Below are 13,454 nucleotides of genomic sequence, written 5' to 3'. Positions count from 1 at the left end.
CTAGCTAACCGTCTGCTTTGAGAATTTAACTCTATCCGTTATTAATTACCGCCCAGCAAAAAAACTGTTTCCTGTGATGGTCTGTTCATACTTCACCTCAACTATGCTTTGTTCTTAGATTGTACAAATTTTATCAGCCAAATAATTGGTTTTTATTTTTTACAAACTCTCATAAATCATGATTTACTATACTGAATTTACAGTGATAAATAAGGTATAAACGTTATAATCCTCAACAAGTCTTTCGTTTGAGGTGCATAATTCATTTATCAATATATAGGAGGTTCCAGTGAGTATTGCTATTGTTATTGGCACTCACGGGTCAGCGGCCGAGCAATTACTTAAAACATCGGAAATGATTTTAGGTGCACAAAAAAATGTCGCCTGGATTGATTTCATTCCAGGCGAAAATACTGAAACTTTAATAAAAAAATATGCTACCTGTCTAGAACATCTAGATACCACCGCTGGTGTATTGTTTCTAGTCGATACCTGGGGAGGTAGCCCTTTTAATGCTGCTAGCCAAATTGTTATCGATAAAGATAATTATGAAGTGGTTACTGGTGTGAATATACCCATGCTTACTGAAACTTTTATGGCCCGTGATGATAATCAGTCCTTTCAAAACCTGGTTTGCACTGCCGTGGAAACCGGACGTATTGGCGTAAAAGTGCTGAAAGCTACAGAACAGAAACAGGTGGAACTAGTCACCGCTGCAGTTCCCATAGCAGCATCTGATCTCAGTAACCATATTAACAACGGTGTACACATGAACATCAGTCTGGCGCGTATCGATGACCGTCTGATACATGGCCAGGTTGTTACCTGCTGGACGAAAGCAACTAACATTACACGCATAATTGTGGTAAGCGACGAAGTAGCAGCAAATACATTACGTAAAAATCTACTCACTCAGGTGGCACCTCCGGGAGTAACGTCCCATGTGGTTGATGTAGCAAAAGCTATCCGTGTTTATAATAATCCGAAATATGCAAATGACCGCGTCATGTTATTATTTACCAATCCGACTGATGTCTTGCGTCTGGTTGAGGGTGGCGTTGTAATTACATCAGTCAATATTGGTGGTATGGCCTTTCGGCATGGCAAAAAACAGGTTAATAATGCTGTTTCGGTAGATGCAAAAGACATTGAGGCGTTCAAAAAACTCAACGAACGTGGAATTAAGCTTGAAGTTCGTAAAGTTGCCAGTGATTACCCCCTGCAACTGCGAGATTTATTGAAAAAACTAGATAAGTGATAGGAGAAGTATGATGGAAATCACCACGTGTCAAACTGTTATGATATTCGTTGTTGCCTGTATTACAGGCATGGGATCAATTTTAGACGAATTTCAGTTTCATCGTCCGTTGGTGGCTTGTACTTTGGTTGGTATGATCCTGGGAGACCTGAAAACAGGTATCATCATCGGTGGTACATTGGAAATGATCGCTCTTGGTTGGATGAATATTGGTGCAGCGGTGGCGCCAGATGCAGCGCTGGCATCAATTATTTCTACCATTCTAGTAATCGCCGGTAATCAAAGTGTCGGTGCTGGTATCGCTCTGGCGATTCCAATAGCTGCAGCAGGACAGGTATTAAACATCATTGTGCGCACCATAACCGTTTTTTTTCAGCATATTGCCGACAGTATTGCTGAACGTGGAAACCTAATGGTGCTTAGTTTGATCCACATCTCGGCACTGATACTTCAGGCGATGCGTATCGCCATTCCTGCAGTAATAGTCAGCTTATCGGTCGGTACTGACACTATACACAATATGCTTAGATTGATTCCTGACGTTATAACTAATGGGCTAAATATCTCTGGCGGAATAATTGTAGTAGTCGGTTATGCTATGGTCATTAATATGATGCGCGCTGGATATTTGATGCCGTTTTTTTACCTAGGTTTTGTCACCGCTGCATTCACTAGTGTCAATCTAGTAGCAATAGGTGTGATTGGGGTAATAATGGCTATACTCTATATCCAGCTCAGCCCGAACTACAACCGGGTCTCAGTAGATGCAATACCGAAGCATAGTACTAAATATATTGATAATGAACTCGATTAATTAAAATAGGTAAGAGACATGTTGTATACTACTAACGCTACAGGTCAAAAAAAACTTACGTCTGGCGATATACGCAGCGTATTTATACGATCTAATCTTTTTCAAGGATCCTGGAACTTTGAACGTATGCAGGCGCTAGGTTTTTGTTTCACGATGATACCGGTTATTCGTCGCCTTTATCCTGAAAATAATGAAGACCGTAAGCAGGCGCTTAAACGTCATCTGGAGTTTTTTAATACTCATCCTTATGTTGCAGCGCCGGTTTTAGGCGTCACCATAGCCATGGAAGAACAGCGTGCTAACGGTGCATCAATTGACGACGCCGTCATCAATGGTATGAAAGTTGGTCTAATGGGTCCGTTAGCAGGGGTTGGCGATCCAATTTTCTGGGGTACCGTACGACCAGTATTTGCTGCTCTTGGTGCCGGCATCGCCTTAAGCGGCAATTTGCTTGGTCCTATGTTATTTTTTATTATGTTTAACCTAGTTCGTCTAATTACCCGTTATTACGGCATATCTTACGGCTATCGTAAAGGGGTGAATATTGTTCATGATATTGGTTGCGGCGGCTTACTAAAAAAAATTACCGAAGGGGCGTCTATTCTTGGGCTATTTGTTCTGGGAGCGTTAGTAAATAAATGGACTCAAGTTAATATTCCAGTTGTTATTTCCCGTATTACTAACACTGATGGACAAACTACCGTTACTACGGTCCAAACAGTTCTTGATCAATTGATGCCAGGTTTGGTGCCATTGCTGCTTACCTTAGGCTGTATGTGGCTTCTACGACGCACAGTAAACGCACTGTGGATTATTATTGGTTTCTTTATTATAGGTATTGCAGGATATTGGTTTGGACTGTTAGGATTGTAAGTTAAGTTATAGTAACAACCGGGGCGGCTTACCCTGGTTGTTTGCTGATTATTTTAACATGAAAATCTATTGGTAATCGTCATATATATTGACGCTATATTAGCATACGCTAATTTTCCCTTAGCGTGACATATTATCGTTGGAATATTTTCATCAATCGCATCAGTTCAACTGACAGTAGTATCTTGTCGGCAATTTGGTAGTGACTACTCGGTAGTTACAATTATATTCTTACCACCGGTTTTTTTTGCTCAAGATAACTCACCCATACTTTACCCGAGGCTATTTCTGGAGATATTACGGCACTTGTAAGCGTTACCACCGGTGAGGCAATTAGATAACGTCCGGAACGATAACGGCGACGGCGTTGACCGCTAACGCGTAAATGACGAGGTGACCGGCGAGAACGACGTGGCAAGCTAGTCTGGTTGTCTTCAAATCTACTGTTGTTTGCATTGCTGATATCTTGCGTATCTTGCATCGTATTCTTATTATTATTAAAATTTTCGATATCATCATGTTGTTTTTTGACCGCATTGAATACAGTCAAATTATTGATCGAATTGTCGAATATCTGAGATTCATGAAGTATATTTACCTGATCTACTACGCTAATTTGATTGGTTAGTGTACGACGCTGATGATGAGGTTGGTCATAAATCAGTTTATCCGCTTCTCTGGTAGTATAGTTACTGTCTGATATGACCTCGGTGTTTGTTGATATTGCTTCTATTTTCTGCACGAGTCGTCGTTTGCGATCTTCTTGACCAGGTTCACTACCAGGTTGCTTTTGTTGTTGTTTTTGTTGTAGCTGATCTTGATGTTGCTTCTTGTCAATTATCTCGTTAAAATTATCAATCTCGGTGTAGTTCTTATTCCGCTTTTGACGATTATAATCACGAATATTTTGGCAATTTTGCCTACTGTTCTGCACAGCACGAATCTGTTCGTTATTACGCTTAGTTGCTGACTCTGCAGAAGACGATGCTATTAACGCTTCGACGTTACTATTTTCAGGATGTTGTGGCATGGGTATGCCAATAATCGATTGTAAGCTAGCAACCAGACGGTCAAAAAGGCCGCGAGCATTACCAACGTTCCGCAAAGTGACAGCATTAGCTTTAGTGGCTTTATTTGCAGAGTATGGCAGCTGCTCATTCACCAGCGATTGATCGGACATGACTAACTCAGCCTGCGCTGTTTTTTCTACACGCTTACGCTCTGAAGTAAAATCTTCAGCAGTCTGTATCATCTCGGCTTCATGTAATTGCGGTAGCATATAGCTTAAAATAGACGCTTCTTCGCCCTTACGCACACGTAAAACCATGTAATTAGGGGTATGCATTTGGTCATTCGGGACGATAATGGCTCTGACACCACCTTGGCGTTTCTCTATTGCAGATACGGCTTCACGTTTTTCATTGAGCAAATAAGAAGCAATAGGAACTGGCACTATTGCATGCACTTCGTGGGTATTATCTTTCAGTGCTTCTTCTTCAATAAGACGTAATATGGCAAGCGAAAGGGATTCGTTATCACGGATGGTACCAGTGCCACTGCAACGGGGGCAGACGTGATGACTTGATTCACCCAGCGATGGACGCAGGCGTTGACGGGAGAGTTCTAATAAACCAAAATTGGAGATATGTCCGATTTGAATCCGAGCACGATCCTGACACACTAATTCGCGTAGGCAATTTTCTACTTTGCGCTGATGACATGCAGGAGTCATATCAATGAAGTCAATTACAATAAGACCACCTAGGTCACGTAGGCGTAGCTGACGAGCGATCTCATCGGCAGCTTCTAGGTTAGTATTAAAAGCGGTTTCTTCAATATCAACGCCACGGGTGGAACGTGCAGAGTTAATATCAATTGCAGTAAGGGCCTCAGTGGTATCAATCACAATTGATCCGCCTGAGGGTAACCTTACTTCACGCTGAAAAGCAGATTCAATCTGTGATTCAATCTGGTAGTGGCTAAATAGAGAAATTTCACCACTGTAAAGTTTAATTTTATTGGTAAGATCCGGGCGACCAAGCGCCGCAATATGCTGTTTTGCTATGTTAAGTACCTTAGGATTGTCGATTAGTATTTCACCAATATCAGGTCGTAAATAATCGCGAAAAGCTCTTGCAATAACATTACTCTCCTGGTGAATCAAAAATGGAGCTGGGCGTTTTTCGGCAGCTTGTTTAATTACCTGCCAGTGTTTTAAACGAAAAGTAAGATCCCATTGCAGCGCATCGGCTGATTTTCCAATACCAGCAGTGCGGACAATAAGCCCCATGCCGTCTGGAAGTGTTAATGATGATAGTGCCTCTTTTAACTCTATGCGAGAGTCTCCTTCAATGCGGCGTGAAATCCCACGTGCGCGCGGATTATTAGGCATAAGTACCAAATAACTGCCGGCTAAGCTGATAAAGGTTGTTAGTGCTGCTCCCTTATTACCCCGTTCTTCTTTACCAACCTGCACGATGACTTCCTGACCTTCACGTAGTACATCTTTGATGTTTGGTCGACCGTGTGCAGAATATTGTGGAGGAAAATATTCTTGGGAAATTTCTTTTAGAGGAAGAAAGCCATGGCGTTCAGCACCATAATTCACAAATGCAGCTTCCAGACTTGATTCAATTCGTGTAATTTTACCTTTGTAAATATTGGCTTTTTTCTGTTCATGTCCCGTACTTTCAATATCAAGATCATACAGACGCTGGCCATCTACCAAAGCAACACGTAATTCTTCCTGTTGAGTGGCGTTAATTAACATTCTTTTCATTGTCACTTACTCATTTTTATTTATAATAATTCTTATTAAGTATTGCTTACCTTGTAAATTGGCGTACTAATGCAATTAATAAGGTTGTTATTTATGCCTCTAATAAGAGGTGGTAAATAGCACTTGTGTAGATGGAATAGCATTCCATATTATTTATGGTGGCTAGCAAGCATGGATTAATTTTTGCCATGCAATACGAAACTAACTACCAATAAGACATTATGTTCTATGCCATGGCGACTTCTAACTCAATAAAACTATATAAATTACCAAAGATCTTCGATTATACGTCCCAGATGCTAACATTTTGGTAAATAGATATATTATTCCACTGCTTACATACATATAGCAAGCCGACTTTAGCCGTCGATGATCAGTTGCAGACCTAGTCTTAGGTCTTATAATATAAGAGCATCTGTGACAACATTATTACAGTAGATAATAATAATTGGCGCTATGTTTTAGGTATATTTAGCATGTTGACCTATGATAAAAAATAATCTTAGTGTACGGTTTATAACCATATCAGTGGAAGAAGCAGGTCAGCGCATCGATAATTTTTTAATTATGCGTCTTAAAAATGTGCCTAAAAGTATGATTTATCGCATCGTTAGAAAAGGTGAAGTACGCGTAAATAAAAAAAGGGTAAAACCAGAATATAAACTGCAAAATCATGATGAGTTGCGTATTCCGCCAGTACAAATTGCTGATAATGAGCAGCCGCTGATTTCAGCTAGATTAGAGAAAGTAGCCGCTTTAAATGATGCTGTGCTCTATGAAGACGATTATCTTCTTATCTTGAATAAGCCAGCTGGTACGGCCGTGCATGGTGGTAGCGGTCTTAGTTTTGGTGTTATTGAAGGTCTACGTGCCCTTCGTCCCAACGCGCTATTTCTAGAATTAGTTCACCGCTTAGATCGTGATACGTCAGGGGTGCTATTGATTGCTAAGAAACATTCTGCATTACGCTCGCTGCATACGCAATTACGTACTAAGGGAATACAAAAAGATTATTTAGCGCTAGTGCGTAGTAAGTGGAAGTCCAATATCAAAACGGTATCGGCACCTCTGCTAAAAAATATCATCACCAGCGGTGAGCGCATAGTCAGAGTACATAAAGATGGTAAACCTTCTGAAACACATTTCAAAGTGGAAGAGAGGTTTACTCTAGCCACGCTGGTACGGGCTAGTCCAGTTACTGGGCGCACTCATCAAATTCGTGTTCATGCCCAATATGCTGGCCATCCTATTGCGTTTGACGATCGTTATGGAGACATAAATTTTGATCAGCGATTGAAAGGGTGCGGCCTGCATCGTCTGTTTTTACATGCAGTTGCGTTGTGTTTTAACCATCCTGGTAGTGGCGAAACGTTACGTATAGAGGCGCCCTTAGATGTGTCGCTACGTCAATGCCTATTATATCTGCGCGCTTATCACAAATATCCACATGCATGATTTATACTGATAACTAGCAGCCCTTGCTTGGTGCAATATGTAAGCCCCAAGCCAGGCATTAGTAACTATGTTGCATGTTGGCTAGAATATTGCATGTTATTGTTAATTAGATATTCATCTAATACATAGTAATGGTTTAAATATATTGCCTTGAAATGGAAAATGATCCTAAAACCATTGATACACGGCGCAGAAATACTTGTACTACACGGTTGTTTATTTGTCTAAGCAATTAACGCCTGTTACTGCATAAATCACGTGATAGGATATTAACGTAGTATTATTATCTTGCGTTGCAGTTATTAACTGCTACACGGCGTGCTTATAAGTAACTTTTTGTCGCCAACATATTATATTACACAACCACTACATTATTACAGGCTAATAATGTAGTTCCAGTCCAGTATGCAACGAATAATAGGCTTTAGTAGAAAATAACCACCATAAGTCCTAAAGGAGTCAATTCCATGGCCGTACAACAAAACAAACCAACCCGTTCCAAACGTGGCATGCGTCGTTCCCACGACGCTCTTACCAAATTAACTCTCTCAGTTGACCAAACTTCTGGTGAAACCCACTTGCGGCACCACATTACTGCCGATGGTTTTTACTGTGGTCGTAAAATGATCACCAAGTAATTAATCAGGTGAGACAGAGAGCCGTTTTTTTTAAATATAGAGTTGTAGCAGCAGCATTTAGTACCGTTGTGTGGTAATGGTACCTGCTGCCATAACAGCAGGTACTTTTCTAATATTCTTAAAAATTAAACTGTTACTAATCGGCGATCCCGGCTAGGTACTGGACTGGCAAAACAATCTTTGTTGAGCACTGGATAATTACATGGCATCTTCTAGTATTACTTCTTATTGCAGTAAGAATCAACCTGCCGCCAGGCGGCACATTGCGCTGGAGTGTAGTTTCTCACGAATTTGACTGACGGTATTGATTGTACTGCACTGATATTAATTTTGCTCAGAAACCGGTTTAAATAGCTTGTTATATTTTGCCACTAATAATGAATAGGGCAGAAATAGAGGTAGAAAAAATTAGCATGGTTGTTGTTGCTACTTAGCTGCTGCCTGCTCCGGTTTTGTCTATACCATCTGAGTAGTGGATACATATGTCAAACACTGTGCGATAGACTACGCATTTGTGATTGGTTCTGATACGTTAAGCCGCACCTTAAACCACGACGATCGTAGTACGTTGATTATTTTCGGTGACGGTGCGGGTGCGGTAGTACGCTCGACAACACCAGGTATCATCTCCACGCATCTGCATGCTGATGGACGCTATAGTGATTTGCTTACTCTTCCATATCATAACCGAATGGATCCTGTGGATTCGGCTTACCTGAAGATTTCAGGTAGCGAAGTTTTCAAGGTAGCTGTTACTGAACTAGCACATATTGTAGACAAAACACTACGCTTGGGAATGGGGGTAGAAAAAGTCTTGATCAATATTAATCGACATGGCAATACTTCCGCAGCTTCCGTGACGCTGGCGATAGATGAATCGGTACGTGATGGCCGTATCAAGGATCGCTGGTGCTTCTTGAATCTTTTGGCGGCTGTTGTACCTGGGGTTCAGCACTATTACGTTTTTAGGATACAGGAAGGAACACATAATAATGACTGTTTTTGCCATGGTATTTCCAGGACAGGGCGTCCAGACAGTAGGGATGTTAGCAGAGCTAGCAGAGGATCACTTAATCGTCGAAGCAACGTTTGCTGAAGCTTCTAATGTTCTTAAATATGATTTATGGCATCTAGTGCAGCACGGTCCGGCTGATGAGCTGAATAAGACTTTGCATACTCAACCGGCCTTATTGGCATCATCGGTAGCAATATGGCGTCTATGGCAACATCATGGCGGACGGGAACCGGCATTTATGGCCGGTCACAGTCTGGGAGAATATTCGGCTCTAGTTTGTGCTGGAAGTCTAGATTTCACAGTAGCAATAAAGCTAGTTGCTCTGCGTGGCAGGCTTATGCAAGAAGCGGTACCAGCTGGAAATGAAGCGATGTCAGCTATTATCGGTTTAGATATCGACGCTATAGCTTATGCCTGTGAACGAGCAGCACAGGGACAGGTGGTTGCACCAGTTAATTTTAATTCTCCTGGTCAAGTTGTTATTGCCGGGCATAAGGAAGCAGTGGAACGGGCCGGTATTTGCTGTAAAAAAGCCGGGGCTAAACGCGCTTTACTGTTACCGGTTAGTGTGCCTGCCCATTGTGATCTGATGAAACCAGCTGCAACAAAACTGGCTCAGGCGTTAGAATTAGTAACATTAGCTGCACCGCAGTTACCAGTAATCAATAACGTTGATGTGCGTGCTGAGTATAATCCAACAGCTATACGCCAAGCACTGGTGCGTCAGCTTTATAGTCCGGTGCGCTGGACTGAAACTGTGGAGTACCTTGCGGCACATAGCGTCGAGGCGTTGTTAGAAGTAGGTCCTGGTAATGTGCTTACTGGTTTGACCAAACGCATCGTCGGTACCCTGTCAGGTACGGCTGTGAACGATCCTGCTTCACTTGCGGCAGCTATTGAAAACGCACATTGGAGTTACTAATAAAGATGAGCTTTGAAGGTAAAATTGCGCTGGTAACTGGAGCTAGCCGTGGTATTGGCCGCGCAATAGCTGAAACGCTAGCCGCACGTGGTGCCAATGTTATTGGTACCGCTACCAGCGAAACAGGAGCTGCTAGCATCAGTGCCTATCTGGGAGATAGTGGTCAAGGAATGGAATTAAATTTTAATATTCAAGGTTCTATCGAGCATTTTTGCGATAAAATGCGCGTTGAATTTGGTGATGCGGATATATTAGTGAATAATGTGGGTATCACGCGTGATAATATACTAATGCGCATGAATGAAGATGAATGGCAATCTGTTATTAATACTAATTTGACGTCAGTATTCCGTATGTCTAAAGCGGTCATGCGTGCCATGATGAAAAATCGTTACGGCAGAATTATTACAATTGGGTCTGTTGTTGGCTCACTGGGTAATGCTGGACAGGCAAATTATGCCGCTGTTAAGGCTGGTTTAATTGGTTTTAGTAAATCACTAGCTCTTGAAGTTGCTTCGCGTGGCATTACTGTTAATGTGATTGCGCCAGGATTTATCGCTACCGATATGACCGAAGCGTTGACAGATGGACACCGTGCGGGCATTCTATCCCAGATTCCAGCAAATCGTTTTGGTGATCCTAAAGATATTGCTAGTGCTGTCGCTTTTTTTGCTTCTGAAGAGGCAGCATATATTACTGGTGCAACGATACATATCAATGGCGGCATGTATATGCCTTGAGAGCAAGAAAATAATTTGCATTATTTGTAGCAACCGCCGCAAAATAGCACATAATAGTGGTTATGCCACAGGATTAAGTTGCATGTTATTTAATATGTATTAACTGCAAAAAAAACCATCGCGTAAGCGAGTTGTGATAGGAATAAGGAATAAAGAGCATGAATAATATCGAAGACAGCGTTAAGTCAGTCATAGCTGAACAACAGGAAGTGAAACAAGAAAAATTGTTAAATATCGAAGACAGCGTTAAGTCAGTCATAGCTGAACAACTGGGAGTGAAAAAAGAAAAAATTGTCAATCATGCTTCTTTCGTTAATGACCTAGGTGCTGACTCTCTTGACACTGTGGAGTTGGTAATGGCGCTAGAAGAAAAGTTCGATACCGAAATTACGGACGACGAAGCTGAGAAAATCACTACTGTGCAAGCAGCGATTGATTTTATTCAGGCACGCAAGCAGTAAGAGAACATCATTATTAGGCTAGGCGGTCAAAATGAAATGACCGCCTACTTTTTCAGTAGAGGAAAAAGTACACACTTATAAACCAAATATTTACCCCAATTTTAATGGCAAAAATTATCTGTAGCTAGAAAATAGTCACATAGATTACTGTTCTGGTCTTTCGCCGATCAAAACTTATTGCGGCCGCTGCTGCATAGGTTGGGTTACTTTTATTAGGCTACCTGCGCCGTTACCGACTGCTTGAAAACGGCAATAGTCAACCGGCAGTATTTCGCCATAACACTGACTTTATACCGGCAACTTAGCTCGCTTTGTTGTTGATGGTGGCGGGTAGATATAAAATATAAAGGAATATAAAATATATAATGGTTAGCCATTGTAAAAGTGCCATAATAATGACCACGTGAAATCGACCTGCGGAATATCACTACTATGAACAAACAGCAAATGTTAGGTACGGGGGGGGTAAGCCTTAATATCTCTGATGCTATATCTAGATATATTTTACCTAATAGAGTAGATTTCTATGGCGGTTGGCGAGCGTATTTATTCTTGGAATCTGCTGTTGCCAGCAGCGTACCGTCTTATGTTTCTATTTGAAATTCGCCAATCAACCATTCGTCGCAGCACTGCGATATTTACTCTCTGTAAATAAATTGCATGTGCGCAGGCTCAGTTACCATGAAATGGTATCCCTGGCTCTCTAGCCCCTATCAGCAGCTTATTGCTAGCTATAAGCAGAAGCGTGGGCATCATGCTGTGTTACTGCATAGCCAACCTGGCAACGGCGAGCAGTCGTTATGTTATGCGCTTATGCGCTGGCTCATGTGCCGAAACCCGTATGGTAACAACAGTTGTCGCGTTTGCTATAGCTGTAGGCTGATGATCGTTGGTAATCATCCGAATTATTATCAACTAGTACTAGGAAAAGACCAGCATAATATAGGTATTGATAGTATCCGTAATATTATTGATAACTTGTATGGTAGTGTCTATTATCCGGGCGGAGTGCAAGTGCTATGGTTGCCAAATGTTGAAGAACTAACTGAACCGGCGGCTAACGCACTCTTGCAAATTTTGGAAGAGCCACCGGCAAATACATATTTTATTATGAGTTGCCAAACTACGTCACGCCTATTATTAACGCTAAGAAGTAGATGTCTCTATTGGCCGCTGTCTACACCGAATGAGTCGCATAGTGTGCGATGGTTACAACAGTTAGGTCATGATGAACTGCGTGCCCGCACTGCGCTGCGCCTGTGCGGCACAGCTCCTTTGGCGGCAGAGGCACTGCTGCAACCAGCACGCTGGCAGGAGCGGCTAGAACTATGCACGGTATTGCAAAACGTTATTGCTAGCGGCGATTTATTGGCGCTGTTGCCAGCACTAAATCGCGATAAAAAAGATTACGGCCCAATAAATTGGCTACTCAGCCTTATTGCTGATGCACTGAAATATCATTATGGCGCGCAAGAATTTATTGTTAATACTGATCAGCCACAGCTATTAGTTATGCTGGCGGAGCGCTGGCCGGCTGGCTTGTTACACACTCAGTGGAACACTTGGCTGCATGTTTTTCGCCAGCTACAGGAGATAAATAGCGTGAATCGTGAATTATTGCTAACCAACCAATTACTTAATTGGAAGTATGGCACTGCGGAAATCTATGCTTACCTATGATGTAAAGTTACGCTATGTTTATAGTTGATTCTCATTGCCATCTTGATCAGTTAGATTACCAACGGTTACACTTGGATGTAGCGGATGTTGCGTCCAAGGCTCGTGCCCGTAACGTAAAACTTATGTTGGCGGTATGTACTACATTGCTTGGTTTTCAAACTATGACAGCAATGATTGGTCGCCGTGATGATGTACTATTTTCCTGCGGACTTCATCCTCTCCATCTTGATGAACCTTACGATTTAGCTTCACTGCGCGATTTAGCGGCAGGGGATGGTGTGGTAGCCATTGGTGAAACTGGGCTCGATTATTATTACCAACATCATAAAAAAGCGCAGCAGCAGGAGGTTTTCCGTGAACATATTCTGGTTGGGCGAGCTCTGAATAAGCCGATAATTGTACATAACCGCCGTGCTCATGAAGATACTCTCACCATTCTGCGTGAGGAGCAAGCTAGCGAATGTGGTGGTGTTATTCACTGCTTCACAGGAGACCGTGCTCTTGCCAAAAAATTGCTGGATATGGGTTTTTACATATCTTTTTCCGGTATTGTAACCTTCGGCAATGCAGAAGGATTACGAGAGGTAGCGCGCTATGTGCCTCTAGACCAAATGTTATTGGAAACCGATTCCCCTTACTTAGCACCAGTACCTTATCGGGGCAAAGAAAACCAACCAGCTTATGTGCTTGATGTAGCAGATTGTATTGCAACATTAAAGGGCCTATCGTTACTGCAGTTAGCCACAGCTACCACTGAAAATTTTTGCCGTCTATTTCACATAGACATGCAATTATTGATATAATACTCTAAATATGTCG

Annotated in this window: 10 protein-coding genes and 2 pseudogenes; 11 read left to right on the top strand and 1 reads right to left on the bottom strand. The window is 42.0% G+C overall.

Translation table 11 applies throughout. The annotated features are described in order from the left end of the window. The first annotated feature begins 289 nt into the window (after positions 1-289). The 3 genes from manX to MEPCIT_RS00795 are packed head-to-tail and all read left to right on the top strand — an operon-like array spanning position 290 to position 2,945. Complete coding sequence (gene manX, locus MEPCIT_RS00805) at positions 290-1,258, top strand: PTS mannose transporter subunit IIAB (protein WP_013975564.1); 969 nt, start codon at positions 290-292, stop codon at positions 1,256-1,258. A 13-nt stretch (positions 1,259-1,271) separates the two neighbouring features. Then, a complete protein-coding gene (locus tag MEPCIT_RS00800; protein WP_013975563.1) occupies positions 1,272-2,072 on the top strand; it encodes a PTS mannose/fructose/sorbose transporter subunit IIC in 801 nt (266 codons plus the stop codon). Between the two features lie 18 nt (positions 2,073-2,090). Continuing rightward, on the top strand, positions 2,091-2,945 hold the full coding sequence (locus MEPCIT_RS00795; protein WP_013975562.1) for a PTS mannose transporter subunit IID: 855 nt from the start codon (positions 2,091-2,093) through the stop codon (positions 2,943-2,945). 256 nt (positions 2,946-3,201) lie between these two features. Here MEPCIT_RS00795 and rne read toward each other — a convergent pair. Beyond that, a pseudogene (gene rne, locus MEPCIT_RS00790) lies at positions 3,202-5,724 on the bottom strand (ribonuclease E); the annotation flags it as partial. 486 nt (positions 5,725-6,210) lie between these two features. On the opposite strand from rne, the gene rluC reads away from it, so the two are divergent. From rluC to MEPCIT_RS00750, 8 genes and pseudogenes are all read left to right on the top strand, one after another. Continuing rightward, positions 6,211-7,179, top strand: coding sequence for a 23S rRNA pseudouridine(955/2504/2580) synthase RluC (rluC, locus tag MEPCIT_RS00785; protein ID WP_013975560.1), 969 nt, complete (start codon positions 6,211-6,213; stop codon positions 7,177-7,179). A 467-nt stretch (positions 7,180-7,646) separates the two neighbouring features. After that, positions 7,647-7,817 (top strand): 50S ribosomal protein L32, encoded by a 171-nt coding sequence (gene rpmF / locus MEPCIT_RS00780; protein WP_013975559.1) that lies wholly within the window; start codon positions 7,647-7,649, stop codon positions 7,815-7,817. A gap of 430 nt (positions 7,818-8,247) precedes the next feature. Beyond that, positions 8,248-8,786 (top strand): annotated as a pseudogene (locus tag MEPCIT_RS02395) (3-oxoacyl-[acyl-carrier-protein] synthase III C-terminal domain-containing protein); the annotation flags it as partial. Between the two features lie 23 nt (positions 8,787-8,809). Next, positions 8,810-9,754, top strand: coding sequence for an ACP S-malonyltransferase (gene fabD, locus MEPCIT_RS00770; RefSeq protein ID WP_013975558.1), 945 nt, complete (start codon positions 8,810-8,812; stop codon positions 9,752-9,754). 5 nt (positions 9,755-9,759) lie between these two features. Continuing rightward, positions 9,760-10,494 (top strand): 3-oxoacyl-ACP reductase FabG, encoded by a 735-nt coding sequence (fabG, locus tag MEPCIT_RS00765; protein ID WP_013975557.1) that lies wholly within the window; start codon positions 9,760-9,762, stop codon positions 10,492-10,494. A 224-nt stretch (positions 10,495-10,718) separates the two neighbouring features. Beyond that, positions 10,719-10,955, top strand: a complete 237-nt coding sequence (gene acpP / locus MEPCIT_RS00760) for an acyl carrier protein (protein WP_015580563.1) — start codon at positions 10,719-10,721, stop codon at positions 10,953-10,955. A 681-nt stretch (positions 10,956-11,636) separates the two neighbouring features. Beyond that, positions 11,637-12,635, top strand: a complete 999-nt coding sequence (locus MEPCIT_RS00755; RefSeq protein ID WP_013975555.1) for a DNA polymerase III subunit delta' C-terminal domain-containing protein — start codon at positions 11,637-11,639, stop codon at positions 12,633-12,635. Positions 12,636-12,649: 14 nt separating this feature from the next. Beyond that, positions 12,650-13,438 (top strand): metal-dependent hydrolase, encoded by a 789-nt coding sequence (locus MEPCIT_RS00750; protein ID WP_013975554.1) that lies wholly within the window; start codon positions 12,650-12,652, stop codon positions 13,436-13,438. Positions 13,439-13,454 lie beyond the last annotated feature (16 nt).

Origin of the sequence: Candidatus Moranella endobia PCIT, assembly GCF_000219175.1 — a bacterium.
GTDB classification, from domain to species: domain Bacteria; phylum Pseudomonadota; class Gammaproteobacteria; order Enterobacterales; family Enterobacteriaceae; genus Moranella; species Moranella endobia.
The sequence above is the reverse complement of the archived record's forward strand: the minus strand, read 5'-3'. Positions and strand labels throughout refer to the sequence as shown.

Coding starts and splice junctions, on each gene's coding strand:
- rluC (WP_013975560.1), top strand. CDS start 6,211: ATGATAAAAAATAATCTTAGTGTACGGTTTATAACCATATCAGTGGAA.
- MEPCIT_RS00750 (WP_013975554.1), top strand. CDS start 12,650: ATGTTTATAGTTGATTCTCATTGCCATCTTGATCAGTTAGATTACCAA.
- MEPCIT_RS00800 (WP_013975563.1), top strand. CDS start 1,272: ATGGAAATCACCACGTGTCAAACTGTTATGATATTCGTTGTTGCCTGT.
- fabD (WP_013975558.1), top strand. CDS start 8,810: ATGACTGTTTTTGCCATGGTATTTCCAGGACAGGGCGTCCAGACAGTA.
- fabG (WP_013975557.1), top strand. CDS start 9,760: ATGAGCTTTGAAGGTAAAATTGCGCTGGTAACTGGAGCTAGCCGTGGT.
- MEPCIT_RS00755 (WP_013975555.1), top strand. CDS start 11,637: ATGAAATGGTATCCCTGGCTCTCTAGCCCCTATCAGCAGCTTATTGCT.
- MEPCIT_RS00795 (WP_013975562.1), top strand. CDS start 2,091: ATGTTGTATACTACTAACGCTACAGGTCAAAAAAAACTTACGTCTGGC.
- rpmF (WP_013975559.1), top strand. CDS start 7,647: ATGGCCGTACAACAAAACAAACCAACCCGTTCCAAACGTGGCATGCGT.